The sequence below is a fragment of the Rhizobium sp. A22-96 genome (assembly GCF_053521805.1).
Window position 1 is genome coordinate 1,265,171 of the sequence record NZ_JBNWDQ010000002.1, and the last position, 19,414, is coordinate 1,284,584.

Genomic DNA, 19,414 nt, shown 5'->3' on the forward strand with positions numbered 1-19,414 from the left:
GAAGTTGCCAATGTATGATGATTATCGTATATTGAGGTCGACACGCTCACAAAGCCTGACTGGACATCGGCTGCATGGAAGACCCGCCTGCCTCTCGTCGGGAAAGGCTCCCCGGGGACATGCGGGATCGAGTGGAGGAGATAGGGTGGAATCGCTCGAAAGACAGGAGCATGGCTCGTCAGCCCAGCCCGCACGCCGCCCGCGCGTGCGCAGGAACGTGACGGCGTCGATCGCCGAAGACATCTGCTCCGAGCGCTATCCCTCGGGATCGATCCTGCCGCGCGAAAACGATCTGTGCGCGATTTATGGCGTCAGCCGCACGGTCATCCGCGAATCCCTCAAGGTACTGGAATCGAAAGGCCTCGTGCGCGGCAAGCCGCGTATCGGCACCACGGTCTGCGACAAGGACGACTGGAACATCCTCGATCAGGACGTGCTGGAGTGGATGGGCCCCTATATCGCGCAGTTCGATATTCTCGGTTCCATTCTGGAAGCCCGGCGCACCATCGAGCCGGCCGCCGCCGAATATGCCGCAGAGCGTGCCACCGCTCAGGAAATTGCCGATCTCGACAATGCTTGGCGGCAGATGCGCGATAGCAGCGACGATCCGGAGGGCTTTACCGAAGCCGATGTGACCTTTCACAAGGTACTGCTGAGCGCCAGCCACAACCAGGTATTTCGCCGCCTGTCCAGCGCCATGCATGCTGGCCTCAAATATGCCCTGCACGCCTCGAATGTCGCCGCCCACAGCCGCGACGAGGCAATTATCGTTCATGGCGAGCTGGTGGAGGCGTTGCGTCTGCGCAATCGCACCGCGGCCCGCGACTGTGCCCATCGTATGCTCGATCTCGCCGCCCGCGATCTCGCCGTCGAACGACGGTTGGAGGATGGCCGGAGGATCAAACCAGAAACCTCGAAATCCGCGGCTGCTGACCGCTGATATCATCCAAAGCCGAAATGGAAACCTACCCATGAAGATCACGAAACTGACGACCTACATCGTGCCGCCGCGCTGGCTGTTCCTAAAGATCGAGACGGATGAAGGCATTATCGGCTGGGGTGAGCCGGTGGTCGAAGGCCGGGCACTGACCGTGCAGGCGGCAGTCCACGAGCTGGAAGATTACCTGATCGGCAAGGATCCCTTCCTGATCGAAGACCATTGGAACGTCATGTATCGCGCCGGCTTCTATCGCGGTGGCGCCGTGCACATGAGCGCCATCGCCGGCATCGACCAGGCGCTCTGGGACATCAAGGGCAAGGCGCTCGGACAGCCGATCCACTCGCTGCTCGGCGGCCAGGTGCGCGACAAGATCAAGGTCTACTCCTGGATCGGCGGCGACCGCCCCTCCGACGTTGCCAACAACGCCAAGGAAGTCGTCGCCCGCGGCTTCAAGGCGATCAAGCTGAATGGCTGCGAGGAGATGCAGATCGTCGACACCTACGACAAGGTGGAGAAAGCGGTCGAGACCATCGCCACCATCCGCGAGGCGATCGGCCCCTATATCGGCATCGGCGTCGACTTCCACGGCCGCGTCCACCGCCCGATGGCCAAGGTGCTGGCCAAGGAGCTTGAGCCCTACAAGCTGCTGTTCATCGAAGAGCCCGTTCTCTCGGAAAACCGGGAAGCACTGAAGGAAATCGCCAATCATTGCTCGACGCCGATTGCGCTCGGCGAACGCCTCTATTCGCGTTGGGACTTCAAGCAGGTTCTGTCGGACGGCTATGTCGACATTCTGCAGCCCGATCTTTCCCATGCCGGTGGCATCACCGAATGCCGCAAGATCGCGGCCATGGCCGAAGCCTATGACGTGGCCCTGGCGCCGCATTGCCCGCTCGGCCCGATCGCGCTTGCCGCCTGCCTGCAGGTCGATGCCGTGAGCTACAATGCCTTCATCCAGGAACAGAGCCTCGGCATCCACTACAACAAGGGTAACGACATCCTCGACTACATCTCCAACAAGGAAGTGTTCCAGTATGCCGACGGCTTCGTCAGCATTCCACAGGGACCGGGCCTCGGCATCGAGGTGGACGAGGCCTATGTCATCGAGCGCGCCAAGGAAGGCCATCGCTGGCGCAATCCGGTCTGGCGTCACGAGGACGGCAGCGTCGCCGAGTGGTAGGACCACGGTGCGGCCCTGACAAACGAGGGGCCGCACATCTCCAATGATCAAGGGCCCGATAGCAGCTGACTAGCGCTATCGGGCCCTTTCTTTTAAACGGTGCTCTCTTAGTCCGGCACCTTTCCCCTTGCCGCGCTGCGGCGAAGATGGCTGCAAAACCGGTGCTTCATCGAGTGGGCTTGCCACCCTCGATATCGCGAGGAAGATCTTGCCGCTCATCGCCATGAGCCGGCCGCTTCAATCGCAATCCAGTTTTCCAATCCCCAAAAAAGTTGCGCCTGCAGTATCGGCGCAGATACTGCAGGCGCTTCATGCGTCTCAACAAGCCCCCAGGGAGACGCATAACCCGAGCATGATCACCAAAAGCGTGGAGTGCCTTTCGGGTCCGACCATGCCCAAGCCGGTGATTTCAAAACTACTCCCGCTCGCCGGTGAGGTTCAGCAGCAGCTGGAAGATGTTGACGAAGTTCAGGTAGAGCGACAGGGCACCGAAGACGGCGAGCTTCTGCTGCGATTCCTGATCATGGTTCTCGGCATACTGTTCCTTGATGTTCTGCGTATCCCAGGCGGTCAGGCCGACGAAGACGACGATACCGATCACCGAGATGGCGAACTGCAGGGCGCTGGAGCCAAGGAAGATATTGACGATGCTGGCGATGATCACACCGAACAGGCCCATCATCAGGAACGAGCCGATGTTGGAAAGATCACGCTTGGTCGTATAGCCGTAGAGGCTGGTCGCGCCGAACATGGTCGCAGCGATGAAGAAGGTCCGCGCGATGCTCGTGCCGGTGAAGACGAGGAAGACAGAGGCCAGCGACAGGCCCATGACCGCACAGAACGCCCAGAACATCATCTGCGCCGTGCTTGCCGACATGGTCTGGATACGGAACGAGAAGAAGAACACGAAGGCGAGCGGCGCCAGCATGACGACCCACTTCAGCGGCGTCTGGAAGATCGGCACGTAGAGCGCCGGCGTCGTGCCGACCACCATGGCGACGATACCCGTCAGCACCAGGCCGATGCCCATGTAGTTGTAGACGCGCAGCATGTGCTGACGCAGACCTTCGTCGAAGAGCGCCTGCGAGCCGGCGGCGGCTCCCGCGCCGTATCGCGGATTGGTCGGGTTCATGCTCGTTCTCCTTTAATTCGAACTAGTACAGGCTGCGGGCAAGCTTTTCGGCATCGCCGTCGAGCTGCGCCGCCTGGCCATTGCCGATCAGCGCATAGGCAACTTCACCGATCTGCCAATAGGCAGCCTGAACATCATCACGCTTGATGTGACTGACGTCCTTGACGGCGAAACTTCCCGGGCGAACGGCGAAAAGTGACAAGTGACCATCCTTGCCGGCATCGACCATCATTTCGACGCTCGGACCGAATTCGGACGGATAGATCTGGGCATCGGTGACGCGCCAGTCACCCGGCAGTTCCGGCAGGACGATCGCCGTCGATGCGCGGATTTCTTCCGGATTGTAATTCGTGGCCGCCGATTGCGGCTTGATCTCTTCGCGCATGGCCGTCGTCTTGTAGGCCTGCACCGCGTCGTCGACGAAAGCCGGCGGCCGTGCGGAGGCGCTGACTTCGCTCGCGGTAAACGCGCCGAAGGACGTATGCGCCACCCAGCCGCTCGCCACCAGCACGGCAACGGCTGCAACACGCTGGAAAGACGCCAGCATGCGTCCATAGACCAGTCCGCGCTCCAGCCGCCTTGCGGCCTCGCGGGTCTCGGCCCTGAGCACATGGCTCTCGCCGGCCAAGGCCATGCGCAGCTCGCCGCGCATACTCATATCCGCCATCACCTTGGCGGCGATCTCCGGACGCTCCGAGAGATAGGATTCCACCTCGACACGGCGCGCAACCGACAGCTCGCCATCGACATAGGCATCGAGATCGGTATCGATGATCGGATCAACCGTTTTCATTGCCGCCTCCCTCGATCAGCCTGAGATGTGAAACCTTGGAGGTAGCCTCCTCGAAATTGCGCAGGCTCGCCCGGGCCCGCGAAATGCGGGACATCAGCGTGCCGACAGGAATGCCAAGCGCGGACGCCGCTTCCTGGTAGGAAAGATCTTCGATCGCCACGAGGTGCAGCGCCTCGCGCTGCTCCTCGGGCAGACTGAAGAAGGCCTCGCGTACCTGGCTCAGACGAACCGTATGGTCCTGGGACGCGGGCAATGCTGTTTCAAGCTCGGCCGCCGCCTCTTCATGGCGACGGTTCAGCGATTTCTTCTGACGCAGGCGGTCGATATGCACGTTGTGCAGGATCGACAAAAGCCAGGTGCGCAAGTTGCCGCTGTGACGGAAAGAAGCCTTGCGCTCATATGCCTTGACCAGCGCGTCATGCACCAGATCTTCGGCCTCGTCCGCATTGCGCACGAGCGAGCGGGCGTAACGTCTCAGCGAACCGAGCTGCCCCAAAACATCGAATGTGCGTCCTTTGCGATCCATACACCTATATACGGAAGCACTCCGGATTCTATTCCATGGCTTTTCGAAATTTTTTGCCGATGGCCTACATCAGCACGAAATCCCGGGGCTGCGGCAGTGCCGGCAGATCGGTTTCGCCGAGCGCTTCACGCAGATTGATCTCGATCGTATCGGCAAGGGCGCCGATGGCGAGCGCGTTCGGACGATGACCGAAGGGATCCTCCAGTTCGTCTCCCAGCGCATCGAGCCCGAAGAAAGTATAGGCGATGAGAGCGGTGACGAAGGGCGAGCCCCAGCCAAGCGTATCGACGAAACCGAACGGCAGCAGGAAGCAGAAGAGATAGGCGGTGCGATGCAGGAGCAGCGTATAGCCGAACGGCAGCGGCGTATTGCGGATGCGCTCGCAGGCGGCCTGGACCGCACCCATCTGGCCGACACTGATATCCAGCATCTGATACTGGATATCCGAAATCGCGCCGCTTGCTTTCAGGCGTGCGAGATCGGCTGACATCAGGCGCAGGATGAGATCGGGTCGGTTCTGCGCGGCGTGATAGAATTCAGCCTCGCTCGAGGTCAAAAGCCGCATCACCTTGCTGTCGTCGCTGCCCGGCCGGAGAAGGCAGACCAGTGCCTGCGCAAAGGCCATGGTCAGGCGCAGCAGGGTCTTTCGCGCTGCGATACCGGCCTCACCGCTCGCTTCAAGGATCAATGTCTGACGGGCAAAGCCGCGCGCGACATAGACGAGCTGGCCCCAGTCGCGACGCCCCTCCCACCAGCGGTCATAGGCGGCATTGTTGCGGAAGCCGAGGAAGATTGAAAGCGCGATGCCGAGCAGGGAAAGCGACGAGCCGTTGAAGGAAACGACCAGGTTCGGCCGCTCCTCATGTCCCCAGACAATGAGGGCCGACAGCAGGAAGATGACGACGATCTGCGGCAGAATGCGCCGAATGACCGAACCGCGCACTATGAAGAAAAGCTGGAAGAGATTCGGCCGGTCGCGGACGATCATGACAAAACGCACTCTCGATGAATGACTGATGGGCCAGCAATACACCAGACGAGCCGCGAGTAACGAGCATTTCTTGCAAGGCGGAGCTGACCGACAGGCATCGCTCGCCGGTCAGCTCATCCCACATCGGGTCAGTTGGCGCTGGCCGTCACCAGAACCGGGTCGGCGCGATAATCTTTGGGAAAGAGATGCTGAAGATTCTTGATCTTCGGCAGGTCGTTGATGACGATATAGGGATAGGTCGGATGTGTCGTCAGGAAGTCCTGATGATAATCCTCGGCGGCGTAGAATTGTCTGGCCGGCTCGATGCGGGTGACGATCGCGGCGTCAAAGGTCTTGGCCTTGTTGAGCTGCTCGATATAGGCCTTGGCGACATCAGCCTGCTCCTGCGTCGCCGGGAAGATAGCGGAACGATATTGCGTGCCGGTATCCGGCCCCTGATAGTTCAACTCGGTCGGATCATGCGCGACTGAGAAATAGATCTGCAGCAGATGTCCGTAGCTGACCTTGTGCGGATCGAAGACAACGCGCACGGATTCGGCATGGCCGGTATCGCCATTGCTAACCAATTCGTAGTGCGCGGCATCCTTGCCGCCGCCGGCATAACCTGAGGTGGCGCTGATCACGCCGTTGACATGCTGGAACACACCCTGCACGCCCCAGAAGCAGCCGCCCGCAAGCACGATGGTCTCGGTGCCGGCCGAGCCAGCCTTCTCGTCCACGCTCGGTGCGGGAATGACACGCGCATCCTCGGCAGAAGCCCGGCTGACAAATTGCAGCGCGATGCCGCCGACAAGGACCGCTGCGGCCGTGAGGCCGGCGAAGCGAGTGATGCGTGCCGAATAGTTGCGGATCATGTCCGTCGATAAAGTCTTCATGATGATTTCCTCTCGACCGAGATAGTAGATGCTCCGGTCACAAGGAAATACGGGAAGACAGGCGCTTTTGTTACACACGCCCGCGTGAAACACCGAAACGTGAACGAGGTATCAGCGCAGATCAATAATGCGGCGGCTTTGTAATGGCCGGCGTGTCGAGCGACTGCTCCTCCAGCGTCAGGAACCGCTCCGTCAGCCGATCGAGCTTCTGGCGCGTCTGCTCGACGATCTTCCATTGCTCCGCAATCTGGTCGGACAGTTCTTCGATGATCTTCGCCTGATGGGCGACCGTTTCCTCGAGTGTCGTGATGCGGTTCTGTTCGTCTGACATGTCCAATCCTCTTCGGCAGCGATCTATATCACCCAGGCTCGGCGCGTACAGGCCTCAATTCACCATGCAGCCGGCGGCGGCCTCGTTTGACGGTGATGTGACAAAACTGAAAAACAGCTGAAAAGACCCGTTACTCAACTGACATGGGCACCTTCTAAAGAGAGCGCAGAAACGCGCCTGCCTTGGGTATCCCTTGTAGGCGCTTTGCTTCTGAAGACTCCGGAGACGCGCCTTGAAGATCATCCAGATTACCGACACGCATTTGAGCCCGAACAAGCCGCATTTCAACGGCAATTGGGAACCTCTGGCGAAATGGATTGAAGCGAGCGGCGCTGATCTTGTCGTTCACACAGGCGATCTCAGCGTCGACGGAGCCGACAAGGACGAGGATCTCACCTTCTCCATGGAGCTGATGCGCCAGATCTCGGCGCCGATGCTGATCGTGCCCGGCAATCACGATGTCGGCCATCTGCCGGGGTCCTATCAGCCCGTAAATCCCGAGCGGCTGGCGCGCTGGCGCCGCCTCGTCGGCCCGGACTACTGGGCGAAGGACGTCGACAATTGGCGGCTGATCGGCCTCAACAGCCTGCTGATGGGCTTCGAGGACGCCGAGGAAACCAAGCAGTTCGAATGGCTGCAGGAGAAGCTGGAAGGCCGTGGCGATCGCCGCGTCGCGCTCTTCGCCCATAAGCCGCTCTTCGTCGATGCACCCGACGAAGGCGATACCGGTTACTGGAGCGTGCGCCCGGCGCAGCGCCGCCGTCTTTACGATCTGATAGCAGCCCACGATGTAGCCCTGCTCGGCAGCGGCCATCTGCACTGGACCTGGGAAGGCCGCTTCAACGACACGGCCCTCGTCTGGGCTCCACCGGCCGCCTTCATCCTCGACAAGATGGAACGCGAAATGCCCGGCGAACGGCTCGTCGGCGCCGCCATTCATGATCTCGACGAAACCGTCTCGACCGAGCTTGTCGCGGTACCGGGCATGACCGCCTACTTCCTCGATGACGTCGTCATGGAAGTCTATCCACAGGCCGCCCCGAAGCTCCAGAAGGAGGCGACCGAATGAGCGCACTCTCGCTTCGCAACATCGCCAAATCCTTCGGCGGCAACGCCATCCTTAAAGGCGTCGATCTCGACGTCGAGCCGGGCGAATTCATCGCCCTCGTCGGCCCATCGGGCTGCGGCAAGAGCACGCTGCTGCGCATCCTGGCGGGTCTCGAGCATGCCGACAATGGCGAGATCGTTCTCGGCGGCACCGACGTCTCCGGCGTCGCGGCCGCAGACCGCAACATCGCCATGGTCTTCCAGTCCTACGCGCTCTATCCGCATCTGACGGCGTCTGAAAACATCGCCGTGCCGCTCGCCATGCGCCGCCTGTCGCGCGTCCAGCGCCTGCCCTTCATCGGCTCGCTGATCCCCGGCCAGCGCAGCACCCGCAGCGGCATCATCCGCGACGTCCGCGAAATGGCTGTTTCGCTGAAGATCGACCACCTGCTTGACCGCAAGCCCGGTCAGATGTCCGGCGGCCAGCGTCAGCGCGTAGCGCTTGCCCGCGCCATGGTGCGCCGCCCGAGCGTCTTCCTCATGGACGAGCCGCTTTCCAATCTCGATGCCAATCTGCGCGTCCATGCCCGCGGCGAGATCGTCGATCTGCACCGCCGCGCTGGCGTACCAACGGTCTACGTCACCCATGACCAAGCCGAAGCGCTGTCAATGGCGGATCGCGTCGCCGTCATGATCGGCGGGCAGTTGCTGCAACTCGCCTCGCCGCAGGTAATCTACGACGACCCGAGCCATATCGAGGTCGCCCGCTTCGTCGGCCAGCCGCGCATCAACCTTTTGCCGGCGCTCGCTGAAAACGGCATCGTCGCCTTCGGCGGCATCCGACTGGCGTTGGAAGATGACAACTTTGCCGGCAACAACGTCACGCTCGGCATCCGCCCGGAATTCGTGAGCCTCACGCAGGGACGGCAGGATGCCCTTGCCGCCCGTATCGAGCGGATGGAATTCTTAGGCTCCGAAGTTATCCTCTATACGAAGCTCGACGCCATCGGCGAGGCCATGATCGTCAAGCTTACGCCCGCTGAAGCCGCCGGTCTCTCCGCCGGCATGCCCGTTGCGCTGACGCTTGCACCGGAGCAGGCCATGGTCTTCGCCGAAGACGGCCGCCGTTTGCGCACCGTCCCGGTGACCGTCGATGCCGCCAGGGAGAAGGCGCATGGCTAGCATCGCCGCCACTTCCCTGCCGATGCAGACGGCGGCGGCGCGCGAACGCAGCGAAGCCCGCACCGCGCTGCTCTTCGCGCTGCCCGCCATCATCCTGATCGTGCTGTTCATCCTGGTGCCGATCGTCGCCGTCGTCGTCCTCGGCTTCACGGACTTCCAGCTGGGCGACAAGAGCCTGCGCTTCGTCGCCTTCGAGAACTACGCGCATCTGCTAAAGGACCGCACCTTCCTGAAGTCGCTCTGGAACACGACGGTCTATACGGCCATCGTCGCGCCGATCTCGATCGTTCTCGGCCTTGGCGTCGCGCTGCTGATCGAGAGCGAAGGCATCGGCCGCAGCTTCTTCCGCACCGCCTACTTCCTGCCCGTGGCCTCGCTGATCGTCGCGATGGCGACGGTCTGGCAGTATCTCTTCCATCCCACGATCGGCCCGATCAACGCCCTTCTCGCCGAGTTCGGCCTGCAAGGCCCGAACTGGCTCGGCTCTTCGGCCACAGCCCTCTACAGCCTGTCGATCATCGGCGTCTGGCAGTCGGTCGGCTTCAACATGGTGCTGTTTCTCGCCGGCCTCACCGCCATCCCGCGTGAGCTTTATGCCGCGGCCGAAGTCGACGGTGCAAAATCGGCATCGGACCGCTTCTGGCTCGTCACCTGGCCGATGCTCGGACCGACGACGCTCTTCGTCACCACAATCAGCATCATCAACGCGGTGAAGGTCTTCGACACCGTCAAGGCCTTGACCGACGGCGGCCCGAACCATGCCTCCGAGGTGCTGCTCTTCACCATCTACCAGGAAGGCTTCGTCTATCTCCGCGTCGGCTATGCCTCGGCGATGACGACGGTGTTTCTCGCCATCCTCGTGGTGCTGACCTTCCTGCAATATCGCGTTCAGGACCGGCAGGTGCATTACACATGACCTCGACAGGCTTCACTCCCGGCCGCATGCTGCGCCTCTCACTGCTGATCTTCGGCTCGCTCCTCTTCCTCGCGCCCTACATCTTCATGATATCGACAGCGGGCAAGGCGCAGGACGATATCTTCACCTCGGCGCTGCGGCTGATCCCGACGCATTTCTTCTATATCGAGAATATCACCAAGGCGCTGAGCAAGGTTGATATGGGCAGGCTGCTGTTCAACGGCGTCCTCGTCTGCGGGCTGATTTTCTTCTTCCAGGTGCTGATCGCCATTCCCTGCGCCTATGCCATGGCGAAGCTGAAATTCCCGGCGGCACGCACGATGATGGTGCTGGTCATGCTCGGGCTGCTGATCCCGATCCACGCGACAGCGCTGCCGCTTTATGTCGGCTTCAACAGCCTGTCGCTGCTGAACAGCTACACGGCCCTGGTCGCACCCTTCTCGATCTCGGTGTTCGCGATCTTCATGTTTCTGCAGTTCTTCCGCGCCATGCCTGACGATCTGATCCATGCCGCCCGTCTCGACGGCATGTCGGAACTCGGCATCGTCGCCCGCGTCATCGTGCCGAACGCCTGGCCGGCGGTCACGGCCTTCGCGATCTTCTCGGTCGTGGCGCATTGGAACGACCTCTACTGGCCGCTGATCGTCATCAGCAAGCCGGATTATGCCACGCCGCCATTGGGCCTCATGTATTTCCGTGCCGCCGAAGCCGGCGACGACTACGGCGCGCTCATGGCGGCAACCCTGATCATCACCCTTCCCCTCGTCGTCGCATTCCTTCTGGCACAGAAGCGTTTCGTCGAGGGCATCACCATGACCGGTCTCAAAGGCTGACCGGTCCGAAAACGGAGAACGAGCGATGAAGCATATCACCCAGATTCTCGCCGCCGCGGCCATTTCGATGGTCGTGTCGGTCCCGGCCTATGCCGAGACGACCTTGACGGTTCACTATCCCATGCCCGGCTTCTTCAAGAACGTGATGGACACGATCTCGAAGAAGTTCATGGAAGAAAACCCCGATATCAAGATCCAGTTCGCAGCTCCCTCGGCCACGTATGAGGAAGGCATCCAGACCATCCTTCGCCAGGCCGGCACCAGCGAGATGCCCGATGTCACCTTCATCGGCCTCAACCGCCTGCGCATGATGGACGAGCGCAATGTCGCCGTCGATCTCGGACCGCTCGTCCAGAAGGACGGCAACATGGCCGAACAGGGCTTCTCCGACACGATCCTGAAGCTCGCTCAGGTCAAGGGCAAGCAGGTCGGCCTCGCTTTCGCGACCTCGAACCCGATCATGTATTACAATGCCGATCTGGTGAAGGCGGCCGGCGGCGACCCGAACAACCCGCCGAAGACCTGGGATGAAGTCATCGCACTCGCCGGCAAGATCAAGGCGCTCGGCAACGGCGTCGACGGCATGGACTTCCGTTGGCAGGGTGACGACTGGATGTTCTCCGCCCTTCTCTTCGGCGCCGGCGGCAAGATGCTGAGCGACGACGAAAGCAAGGTCGCCTTCAATGGTCCCGAGGGCCAGAAGGCTGTCGAGCTTATCCAGCGCTTCGTCAAGGAAGGCGGCATGCCGGTCTTCACCAAGGCTGCCGGCGAACAGGCTTTCGCAGCCGGCAAGGTCGGCTTCGAATTCCAGACGACTGGTGCTCTGGTCAACACGATCAAGAATGTCGGCACCAAGTTCGACCTGCGCACAGCCAAGATCCCGCTGATCGATCCGGTCAACGGCCGCCTTCCCACCGGCGGCAATGCCGTCGTCATCCTGACGCATGATCCGGCCAAGGAAGCAGCTGCCTGGAAGTTTGCCAAGTTCGCCGCCGGCCCTTACGGCGCATCAGTCGTCGTTCCCGGCACCGGCTACGTTCCGAACAACGAGCTTGCTGCCAAGTCTGCCGACTATCTCGGCGACTTCTACAAGAAGAACCCGCTGTTCCAGGCCGGCCTCAGCCAGATGTCGGTGATGATCCCCTGGTATGCCTTCCCGGGCGCCAACGGCGTCAGGGTCACGCAGACCATCGTTGACAACCTGTCGCGCATCGTCGACGGCTCGGCCGAGCCGAAGGAAGCACTCGACGACGCCGCTTCCGACGTAGCAGGCATGCTGCCGCGCAGCTAATTGCAGGATCCGGTTTGAAATCTGCGCCGCCTCTCCTTGAGAGGCGGCTTTTTCATGCGCGCAGATCCGTCAGGATTGAATGGAGAGATCGCGCACGGTGCCGCCTGGCCGCAATCGATAAGGCAAGGTCAAATGGCGCGGCGGCGCTGCATTCTCCGCCATATCAAGCAATAGCGAGGCGGCAGCGCCCCCCATCGTCCCGTCCGGTATCTCCACAGTCGTCAAGGAAACTTCCGTCAGCAGTCCGAGGGAAATTCCATCGAAACCGGCCACTGAGATATCCCGCGGGATCGAAAGACCCTGGCGTCGCAGCGCGCCCATCACCCCGAGCGCGAGAAGATCGTTGGACCCGATGATCGCGGTCGGGGAAAGACGCGAGATAACCTCGGAGAGATCGAGCTGATCCAGGCTGCTGATGAAGGAAATTTCCAGGGCTTCGAGGGGCTGCTGACCTGCTGCCTCCATCGCCTTGAAATAACCGAGATAGCGCAGTTTCGCTCGATCCGATGCGGAGAAATGGCCCGAGATGAACAGGATGCGCCGATGCCCCCTCAGCAGGAGATGATCGGTCAGATCCCGGCCCGCGCCGAAATTGTCGGTCGCGACGGCGGCGGTAAACCGGGCCGTCGGCAGATTGCCGAGCAGCACGGTCGGCGGCAGGGCGGATGGCAGGGCGAAGCTGCGTTCGGGGTCGCAAACCGTGAGGATGAGGCCGGTCGGCTGCTGCTGGAGCAGCGAAGCGACGGCGTCGGCCTCCTGCGCCGGATCGTAATTCGATTGCGCAATCAGCACGCTGTGACCGGCATGAAGAGCCCTATTCTGGATGCTGGAGAGCGACGCCGCAAAGACCGGATTGGTGATGCTGGGAATAAGCACGCCGATGGCCGGTCGGCCGTTACCGTTGCGGTAGCCGACCCGATAGCCGACTTCTGCCGCCGCCCGGCGCACGCGCCGCACCATTTCATCGCTGACCGGCCCGTTGCGATTGAGCACTCGGCTGGCGGTTGCGACCGAGCAGCCGGCACGAAAAGCGACCTGCTGGAGCGTCGACACGATATCAAGCACCTTCGGCTTCGGATTTTGGCCCTGACTGGCACAGCCATTGGGAATGACGCGGATTTATATCAAACCGGTGACAGTTATTTGACGGAGCGCCGCTCTCACCGCGACATCTGCGCCCTTGACTTTGCTGCAGCGCAGCAGATGTTCATCGGGATCGCAACGGCGAATGAAGCTGTCATCAACCGATGCCATGATTGCCGCGCTGTGATCCGCAGATCCGACCCTTTGAAAGGATGCTCTCATGTCTGAAGCAGAAGCACGGACGCCTGCCAATTCCACCGACAAGACCGAAAGACTGTTCTTCCTCGATATCAACGACGGACGAATTCTTTCCTCCGCCATCGACGGCACCGACCTCAAGCTGATCATCCAGCGCCCAGGCCGCAGCCCGGACGGCATTCTCGTCGACAGCGAGAACGGCTGGATCTACTGGACGGAAATGGGCACGGACTACAACGCCCATGACGGCTCGATCGAGCGCATGGACCTCGACGGCAGCAACCATGTCACGCTGATCCCGCCGGGCAGCACGCTGGTCACGCCGAAGCAGATCCAGATCGATCATGACAACGGCACGCTCTACTGGTGCGACCGCGAGGGCATGCGCGTCATGCGCGCCAATATCGACGGTAGCGACATCGAAACCCTGGTGCAGAACGGCGACAGCCCGGAAGACAGCGCCGATATCGAGCGCTGGTGCGTCGGCATCGCCCTCGATTTGCCGCTCGGGCAGATCTACTGGACGCAAAAGGGACCGCCTGATGCCGGCCTCGGCCGCATCCTGCGCGCCGGCATCGATATTCCCGAAGGCGAGACGGCCACGAGACGCAGCGATATCGAGACCCTGCTCGACAAGCTGCCGGAGCCGATCGACATCGAGCTCGATCTCGCCACCCGCACCATTTACTGGACCGACCGCGGCAATCTTCCGCGCGGCAATACCGTCAACCGCGCCAGCATGGATGACCTCGCTGCTACCTCAGAAGTCGTCCTCGAAGGCCTGGACGAAGGCATCGGCCTGTCGCTCGACCTGCCGAACAATCGCATGTTCTTCACCGATATCGGCGGCAATCTCTATTCGGCTGATCTCGATGGCTCGGGCGAGCGCGAACTTCTGCACCACGCCGGCTCCTTCACCGGCATCGTCTACGCGGAAATCTGATCCCCCGACTGCACCAGCGCGACCGTAGACACGCAAAAGAGCGTGTCTACGGCGTATCCTCTTCCACAATCATCCGCTCCAGGTTCCGATTGAGCCGCCGCATCAATTGCAGCAGCGTCTGAACCTCATTCTCGCTGAACCCCGCCAGAACTCTCTCCCGTCCCTCGTCCAGCGCGTCGCGGGCAGCGGGAAGTCTCGCCAGAGCCGCCTCGGTCAAGGACACGAGGCTGCTGCGCCCGTCTGCGGGGTCGGGCGTACGTTGGATCAGCCCATCGCGCTCCATGCGGGCCAGCATCTGCGCCATCGACGGCTGCTCGATCTTGGCAAATTTCGCCAATTCCTTCTGCGACATCTGCGCTCCGTTGCGCAGCAGGTAGAGCACCGGCAGCTGGCCAATATTGAAGCCCAGCGCTTTCACCCGGCGCTCGCCCAGCCGCGCAAGGCTGCGCGACGCCATGTTGATGAGCGGAGCCGGATTCTCGAACAAGTCCCAATCGGTCATATTTTCGTCACTTGAATAGGTGCCTATATTAATCTACATAGGTACCTATCTACAGAAAGAAGAGAATTTTGTCCATGACATCTCAACCCCGCATCGCCATCATCGGCGCTGGCCCCGGCGGCCTGACACTCGCCCGCATTCTTCATCGCGGCGGACTGACACCCATCGTCTTCGAACGCGAGGAGCACGCACTTGCCCGGCCGCAGGGCGGTACGCTCGATCTCCACGTCGAGTCCGGCCAGCTGGCGCTGCGCCAAGCCGGTCTCTACGAAGAATTTCTGCAGATCGCCCGCTACGAAGATCAGGGAAGTCGGCTCTACGACAAGGACGGCACGCTGCTATTTGCCGATGACGACGCCGATGAATCCGACAGGCCCGAAGTGGACCGCACGGCACTGCGCCAGATCCTGCTCGCCTCTCTGCCGGCAGACATCATCCGTTGGAACCACGGCCTGCGCGAGGTGCGCCCTCGCGACGACGGCACCTACGACCTCGTCTTCGAAAACGCAACGATCGGCCCCTTCGATCTCGTCGTCGGCGCCGATGGCAGCTGGTCCAAGGTAAGGCCGCTGGTCTCGCACTATCGCCCACAATATAGCGGCATCAGCTTCATCGAATTCGGTATCGACAACGTCGACGCCAGCCATCCCGATCTGGCAGCCCTTATCGGCCGCGGCAAGATCGGCATCGAGGCTGATGGGCGCGGTATGATCGTGCAGCGCAACGGCAATTCCCACATCAGGGGCTACGCGATTTTCCGCGTACCGGCCGATTGGGCCGACAAGGCCTTCGACTTCGCCACGCCGGCAACGGCCCGCGTGCAATTGGCCGCGGAATTCAAGGGTTGGGCGCCAAAGATCGTCGCCCTCATCCACGCGAGCAACGACCATATCGTTTCCAGGCCGATCTATGCGCTGCCGGTCGGGCATCGCTGGAACAATCGCACCGGCATCACCCTCCTCGGCGACGCCGCGCATGTAATGTCGCCCTTCGGCGGCGAAGGCGTGAATGCGGCCATGCTGGACGCAGCTGAACTCGGCCGACAGCTTCTCGAAAGTGATGATTGGAAGAATGCCGTCAAAGCCTATGAAGCCGAGATGTTCGAACGCGTCATCGAGCCGGCCGAACATGCAGCCGAGGCTGTCGCCACCGAGCTGTCCCATCTCGGGGCGGAACTGTCGCTCCAGCATTACAGGGCGCATCTCGAAGCCCGCCAGCAAGGTGCTGCGGCATAGCCTCAATAAAAAAGCGGGCCGGTACGGCCCGCTTTGGCTTGTTTCATGGGGATAGAAATTATCCTCAGCTACCCTTGCGCACGCCGTCGAGCAGATGCGGCAACGTCTTGACGCCATCGTCGCGCAGCTCTGTCGGCAGCAGACCCTCCGGCAAATCCTGATAGGAGACCGGGCGCAGGAAGCGGCGGATGGCGAGCGTGCCGACCGAGGTCGTGCGGCTGTCCGATGTCGCCGGGAACGGTCCGCCATGCACCATGGCATGGGAAACTTCCACACCGGTCGGCCAGCCGTTGGCAAGAATGCGCCCGGCCTTGCGTTCCAGCACCGGCAGCAATCTTGCGGCAACGGCATGGTCGCCAGCCTCGATCTGCAGCGTGGCAGTCAATTGGCCCTCGAGCTTTTCGGCAACCGCGATCATCTGATCGATATCCTTACAGCGCACCAGCAGGCTTGCCGCGCCGAAAACTTCATGTCCCAGGCGCTCATCTGCCAGGAACTGCTCGACATCGGTCTCGAAGAAGATGCCGGGGCTGCGGTTGACGCCTTCTGCCGGCGCGCCATGGGCAACCGTCTTGACTGCCTCATGATCCGCAAGAGCGGCAACGCCCTTGTCGAAAGCGGCGTGAATGCCCGGCGTCAGCATCGGCGCCGGCGCGCGTCCGGTGAGCGCATTGCTGGCGGCCTGGACGAACCGATCGAGATCCGGGCCATCGATGGCAAAGACCAGACCGGGATTGGTGCAGAACTGGCCGGCGCCGAGAGTCAGGGAATCGATGAAGCCCGTTCCGATGGCCTCTGCCCGCGCTGCAAGTGCGGCCGGAAACAGGAAGACAGGATTGACGCTGCTCATCTCGGCATAGACCGGGATCGGTTCCGGCCGTGCAGCCGCGATAGCGCCCAGCGCCAGACCGCCGCCACGCGAGCCGGTGAAGCCGACGGCCTTGATACGCGGATCGCGCACCAGCGCCGCGCCGGTCTCGTTGGCGCCGGTCAGCAGCGAGAACGTGCCTTCAGGCAGGCCGCAGGCCGCAACGGCAGCGCGGATAGCGCGTCCCACAAGTTCGCCCGTGCCCGGATGGGCAAGGTGTCCCTTGACGACGACAGGGCAACCGGCAGCAAGCGCGGATGCGGTGTCACCACCGGCAACGGAGAAGGCGAGCGGGAAGTTGCTCGCGCCGAAGACGGCGACCGGGCCGAGCGGGATCTGGCGCAGCCGCAGATCGGGCCGCGGCAGCGGCTTGCGCTCCGGCAACGCCGGATCGACACGCAAATCCAGCCATTCGCCGGAACGAACCACCTGCGCAAACAGCCGGAGCTGCCCGACGGTGCGGCCCCGCTCGCCCTGCAGGCGGGCCACCGGCAAACCGGTTTCCTCGGTTGCCCGCTCGATCAGCGCATCGCCGATCTCAATGATATTGTCGGCAATCTTTTCGAGAAATGCAGCGCGCACTTCAGGGCTCGTAGCGCGGTAGACATCGAAAGCCTCGGCGGCCAGTTCGCAGGCCCGTGCGACCTCTGCCTCGCTGGCGATAGCAAAAGCCGGCTCCAGATTGGCGCCGGTTGCCGGGTTGATGGCACGCGCGGTTTTGTTGTCACCGGTGGATTCTGCGCCGATCAGCAAATCGCCGCTAATCTCGAAAGACTGTGTCATGAATATTCCTTGATGAAATCGAAGCACCGCAAGGTGCACTCGCAAAAGCAGATAGCAGGATGGGATGACAGATGTAAGATGATAATCGTCATCTAATTATCAAGGCTGAATCCACAAGATTGCAGCGTCAGCGGCCCTTGAGCGCAACCTCGTTGCGAAGGAAGTCAACGAATTCATCCCCGTATGGCGTTGTGGTCTCTTTCGTGCCAATTTAACAGCCATCCGAAAGACCGAGTGCGGCCAAGTCCCCATGTTCCTTGCACTTCTCGATAACCCGATCGCCCAGTTCTGCGTGCTGGTGGTTATCGGCACATTCGTTAGCCGCATCATGCTACGGCATCAGCGCGCCGGTCGTTTGATCGGGCAAGTCGTCTTTTTCGTCAGCCTGACCGTACTTCTGCTCTATCACGGCATCGTCCCCTACGAGCCGAGTCCACCACAGGACTCGGTGACGCTGCGCAGCTTCACGGGGTTCGCCAAGATCATCTGGTGGATCAATGGTGCCTGGGTGCTGATTGCCTGCGTGCGCCTGTTCCTGATTTTCGAGCGCAAGCCCCGCGAGGGCCGGCTCGTGCAGGATCTGATCGTCGGCATCATCTATCTCGGCGCGATCCTTTCCATCGTCGGCGATGTCTTCAGCGTTCCGGTGGGCACGCTGATCGCCACCTCCGGCGTCTTCGCCATCATCCTCGGCCTGGCACTGCAGAGTACGTTAAGCGATGTCTTCTCCGGCATCGCGCTCAATCTCGGGCGGCCCTATTCGGTCGGTGACTGGATCGTGCTTGAGAACGATATCCAGGGCCGTGTCGTGGAAACCAACTGGCGGGCGACGCAGCTCCTGAACGGCACCAACGATCTTGTGGTGATCCCGAACAGCGTGCTTGCCAAGACCCGGCTGACCAATCTCTCCTCTCCCGACGAAAGTCACGGCGCTACGGTCACCGTCCGCATTCAGCCAACCACCCTGCCGCGGATCGTCGCAGATCTCATGCAGAACGTGCTGATCAGCTGCAACTCGATCCAGAAGACGCCGGAGCCCAGCGTCGCCATCAATTCCATCGACGGGCAGGCAATCGAGCTGCAGCTTTCGTTCCGCGTGCGGGACATATCGCTGATAACGGCTGCAAAGAACGAGATCTACGATCTCCTCTACCGCCACTCGAAGGCGGCGGGCCTGAAACTTGCCGGCCCTCCAGGCACGATCACGCTACCGGCGGAACACAAGGCGGAAACGTCGGGCGAGCAGCAGCATGCTCCCGGAACCCCGTGGCGGCTGGTCAGCAACATCCCGCTCTTCTCATCGTTGACAGAAGACGAGAAGGAGCACCTGGCATCGCGCATGCAACGACACACCTATCGCAAGGACGCAATCATTGCCGAACAGGACGCCCAGCTTCGCGCACTGACGATCGTGCGCTCGGGCGTCGTCAGTATCACCCGCCACGAAGGACATCGCCAGATCGAACTGACGCGTCTAGCTCCCGGCGATTACTTCGGCGAGAACGGGCTGTTGATGGGAACAGGCGAAGTCGGGACGGTCCGCGCCCTGACCTTCGTCGTCACCTACGAGATTGGCCAGGAGTGCCTGGCGCCGCTGCTGCATGACAGACCGGCGCTTGCCGAGGAGCTTGGCGCCATCATGGCGAAGCGCATCGAGGCCGAGCAGCACCTGTTCTCCAACGCCGATCTGCTGGTCCACGGCGCCCCCGTCAGTTCGCTGAGTTCACGCATCAAGCATCTCTTCCAGCTGCAGCAGCACGACTAG

General features: G+C 61.7%; 19 protein-coding genes. 10 read left to right on the forward strand and 9 right to left on the reverse strand.

The window, feature by feature from the left end; genetic code table 11:
• The first annotated feature begins 145 nt into the window (after window positions 1-145).
• Together ACQZ6F_RS12595 and dgoD are read left to right on the forward strand one after the other, a co-directional pair.
• Entirely contained in the window at window positions 146-940 is a 795-nt protein-coding gene (locus ACQZ6F_RS12595; protein WP_077472485.1) for a FadR/GntR family transcriptional regulator, read from the forward strand.
• A 31-nt stretch (window positions 941-971) separates the two neighbouring features.
• The gene (gene dgoD, locus ACQZ6F_RS12600; protein WP_068394738.1) at window positions 972-2,120 is read left to right on the forward strand and encodes a galactonate dehydratase; all 1,149 of its coding nucleotides are present in this window, start codon (window positions 972-974) and stop codon (window positions 2,118-2,120) included.
• Between the two features lie 415 nt (window positions 2,121-2,535).
• Here dgoD and ACQZ6F_RS12605 read toward each other — a convergent pair whose 3' ends face one another.
• The 6 genes from ACQZ6F_RS12605 to ACQZ6F_RS12630 form a co-directional block, all read right to left on the reverse strand.
• Complete coding sequence (locus tag ACQZ6F_RS12605) at window positions 2,536-3,252, reverse strand: Bax inhibitor-1/YccA family protein (RefSeq protein ID WP_068394737.1); 717 nt, start codon at window positions 3,250-3,252, stop codon at window positions 2,536-2,538.
• Window positions 3,253-3,274: 22 nt separating this feature from the next.
• Window positions 3,275-4,045, reverse strand: a complete 771-nt coding sequence (locus ACQZ6F_RS12610) for an anti-sigma factor family protein (protein ID WP_449091615.1) — start codon at window positions 4,043-4,045, stop codon at window positions 3,275-3,277.
• Window positions 4,032-4,571 (reverse strand): sigma-70 family RNA polymerase sigma factor, encoded by a 540-nt coding sequence (locus ACQZ6F_RS12615; protein ID WP_068394735.1) that lies wholly within the window; start codon window positions 4,569-4,571, stop codon window positions 4,032-4,034. The genes ACQZ6F_RS12610 and ACQZ6F_RS12615 overlap by 14 nt, the downstream gene beginning before the upstream one ends.
• Before the next feature lie 64 nt (window positions 4,572-4,635).
• The gene (locus ACQZ6F_RS12620) at window positions 4,636-5,559 is read right to left on the reverse strand and encodes a bestrophin family protein (RefSeq protein ID WP_449091614.1); all 924 of its coding nucleotides are present in this window, start codon (window positions 5,557-5,559) and stop codon (window positions 4,636-4,638) included.
• A 131-nt stretch (window positions 5,560-5,690) separates the two neighbouring features.
• Entirely contained in the window at window positions 5,691-6,437 is a 747-nt protein-coding gene (gene msrA, locus ACQZ6F_RS12625) for a peptide-methionine (S)-S-oxide reductase MsrA (protein WP_449091613.1), read from the reverse strand.
• Window positions 6,438-6,558: 121 nt separating this feature from the next.
• Window positions 6,559-6,768 carry a SlyX family protein gene (locus ACQZ6F_RS12630; RefSeq protein ID WP_449091612.1) on the reverse strand — a complete coding sequence of 70 codons (210 nt, stop codon included), beginning with the start codon at window positions 6,766-6,768 and terminating at the stop codon, window positions 6,559-6,561.
• A 232-nt stretch (window positions 6,769-7,000) separates the two neighbouring features.
• Between ACQZ6F_RS12630 and ACQZ6F_RS12635 the strand changes: the two genes are divergently transcribed.
• Genes ACQZ6F_RS12635 through ACQZ6F_RS12655 form a run of 5 tightly spaced genes read left to right on the forward strand, consistent with a single transcriptional unit; the run spans window position 7,001 to window position 12,037 of the window.
• A complete protein-coding gene (locus ACQZ6F_RS12635; RefSeq protein ID WP_449091611.1) occupies window positions 7,001-7,837 on the forward strand; it encodes a metallophosphoesterase family protein in 837 nt (278 codons plus the stop codon).
• Complete coding sequence (locus tag ACQZ6F_RS12640) at window positions 7,834-8,997, forward strand: ABC transporter ATP-binding protein (protein WP_449091610.1); 1,164 nt, start codon at window positions 7,834-7,836, stop codon at window positions 8,995-8,997. Before ACQZ6F_RS12635 ends, ACQZ6F_RS12640 begins: the two co-directional genes overlap by 4 nt.
• Complete coding sequence (locus ACQZ6F_RS12645) at window positions 8,990-9,913, forward strand: carbohydrate ABC transporter permease (protein WP_449091609.1); 924 nt, start codon at window positions 8,990-8,992, stop codon at window positions 9,911-9,913. The genes ACQZ6F_RS12640 and ACQZ6F_RS12645 overlap by 8 nt, the downstream gene beginning before the upstream one ends.
• Entirely contained in the window at window positions 9,910-10,746 is an 837-nt protein-coding gene (locus ACQZ6F_RS12650) for a carbohydrate ABC transporter permease (protein ID WP_449091608.1), read from the forward strand. Before ACQZ6F_RS12645 ends, ACQZ6F_RS12650 begins: the two co-directional genes overlap by 4 nt.
• Window positions 10,747-10,771: 25 nt before the next feature.
• On the forward strand, window positions 10,772-12,037 hold the full coding sequence (locus ACQZ6F_RS12655; protein ID WP_174072316.1) for an ABC transporter substrate-binding protein: 1,266 nt from the start codon (window positions 10,772-10,774) through the stop codon (window positions 12,035-12,037).
• Between the two features lie 69 nt (window positions 12,038-12,106).
• On the opposite strand, the gene ACQZ6F_RS12660 is transcribed toward ACQZ6F_RS12655, so the two are convergent.
• The gene (locus tag ACQZ6F_RS12660; protein ID WP_449092383.1) at window positions 12,107-13,090 is read right to left on the reverse strand and encodes a substrate-binding domain-containing protein; all 984 of its coding nucleotides are present in this window, start codon (window positions 13,088-13,090) and stop codon (window positions 12,107-12,109) included.
• Between the two features lie 250 nt (window positions 13,091-13,340).
• On the opposite strand from ACQZ6F_RS12660, the gene ACQZ6F_RS12665 reads away from it, so the two are divergent.
• Window positions 13,341-14,261 carry a 3-hydroxyacyl-CoA dehydrogenase gene (locus tag ACQZ6F_RS12665; RefSeq protein WP_449091607.1) on the forward strand — a complete coding sequence of 307 codons (921 nt, stop codon included), beginning with the start codon at window positions 13,341-13,343 and terminating at the stop codon, window positions 14,259-14,261.
• A gap of 46 nt (window positions 14,262-14,307) precedes the next feature.
• Here ACQZ6F_RS12665 and ACQZ6F_RS12670 read toward each other — a convergent pair whose 3' ends face one another.
• On the reverse strand, window positions 14,308-14,763 hold the full coding sequence (locus tag ACQZ6F_RS12670; RefSeq protein ID WP_449091606.1) for a MarR family winged helix-turn-helix transcriptional regulator: 456 nt from the start codon (window positions 14,761-14,763) through the stop codon (window positions 14,308-14,310).
• 74 nt (window positions 14,764-14,837) lie between these two features.
• Here ACQZ6F_RS12670 and ACQZ6F_RS12675 point away from each other — a divergent pair, with 74 nt between their 5' ends.
• A complete protein-coding gene (locus tag ACQZ6F_RS12675) occupies window positions 14,838-15,998 on the forward strand; it encodes an FAD-dependent oxidoreductase (protein ID WP_449091605.1) in 1,161 nt (386 codons plus the stop codon).
• A 64-nt stretch (window positions 15,999-16,062) separates the two neighbouring features.
• Here the strand turns inward: ACQZ6F_RS12675 and ACQZ6F_RS12680 are convergent, their stop codons facing one another.
• Entirely contained in the window at window positions 16,063-17,649 is a 1,587-nt protein-coding gene (locus ACQZ6F_RS12680; RefSeq protein ID WP_449091604.1) for an aldehyde dehydrogenase (NADP(+)), read from the reverse strand.
• A 250-nt stretch (window positions 17,650-17,899) separates the two neighbouring features.
• Between ACQZ6F_RS12680 and ACQZ6F_RS12685 the strand changes: the two genes are divergently transcribed.
• Window positions 17,900-19,414 (forward strand): mechanosensitive ion channel family protein, encoded by a 1,515-nt coding sequence (locus tag ACQZ6F_RS12685; RefSeq protein ID WP_449091603.1) that lies wholly within the window; start codon window positions 17,900-17,902, stop codon window positions 19,412-19,414.

Excerpts from the sequence above, each read along its gene's own strand:
- dgoD (WP_068394738.1), top strand. The coding sequence starts at position 972 with ATGAAGATCACGAAACTGACGACCTACATCGTGCCGCCGCGCTGGCTG.
- ACQZ6F_RS12605 (WP_068394737.1), bottom strand. The coding sequence starts at position 3,252 with ATGAACCCGACCAATCCGCGATACGGCGCGGGAGCCGCCGCCGGCTCG.
- ACQZ6F_RS12610 (WP_449091615.1), bottom strand. The coding sequence starts at position 4,045 with ATGAAAACGGTTGATCCGATCATCGATACCGATCTCGATGCCTATGTC.
- ACQZ6F_RS12615 (WP_068394735.1), bottom strand. The coding sequence starts at position 4,571 with ATGGATCGCAAAGGACGCACATTCGATGTTTTGGGGCAGCTCGGTTCG.
- ACQZ6F_RS12620 (WP_449091614.1), bottom strand. The coding sequence starts at position 5,559 with ATGATCGTCCGCGACCGGCCGAATCTCTTCCAGCTTTTCTTCATAGTG.
- msrA (WP_449091613.1), bottom strand. The coding sequence starts at position 6,437 with ATGAAGACTTTATCGACGGACATGATCCGCAACTATTCGGCACGCATC.
- ACQZ6F_RS12630 (WP_449091612.1), bottom strand. The coding sequence starts at position 6,768 with ATGTCAGACGAACAGAACCGCATCACGACACTCGAGGAAACGGTCGCC.
- ACQZ6F_RS12640 (WP_449091610.1), top strand. The coding sequence starts at position 7,834 with ATGAGCGCACTCTCGCTTCGCAACATCGCCAAATCCTTCGGCGGCAAC.
- ACQZ6F_RS12645 (WP_449091609.1), top strand. The coding sequence starts at position 8,990 with ATGGCTAGCATCGCCGCCACTTCCCTGCCGATGCAGACGGCGGCGGCG.
- ACQZ6F_RS12650 (WP_449091608.1), top strand. The coding sequence starts at position 9,910 with ATGACCTCGACAGGCTTCACTCCCGGCCGCATGCTGCGCCTCTCACTG.
- ACQZ6F_RS12655 (WP_174072316.1), top strand. The coding sequence starts at position 10,772 with ATGAAGCATATCACCCAGATTCTCGCCGCCGCGGCCATTTCGATGGTC.
- ACQZ6F_RS12665 (WP_449091607.1), top strand. The coding sequence starts at position 13,341 with ATGTCTGAAGCAGAAGCACGGACGCCTGCCAATTCCACCGACAAGACC.
- ACQZ6F_RS12670 (WP_449091606.1), bottom strand. The coding sequence starts at position 14,763 with ATGACCGATTGGGACTTGTTCGAGAATCCGGCTCCGCTCATCAACATG.
- ACQZ6F_RS12675 (WP_449091605.1), top strand. The coding sequence starts at position 14,838 with ATGACATCTCAACCCCGCATCGCCATCATCGGCGCTGGCCCCGGCGGC.
- ACQZ6F_RS12680 (WP_449091604.1), bottom strand. The coding sequence starts at position 17,649 with ATGACACAGTCTTTCGAGATTAGCGGCGATTTGCTGATCGGCGCAGAA.
- ACQZ6F_RS12685 (WP_449091603.1), top strand. The coding sequence starts at position 17,900 with ATGTTCCTTGCACTTCTCGATAACCCGATCGCCCAGTTCTGCGTGCTG.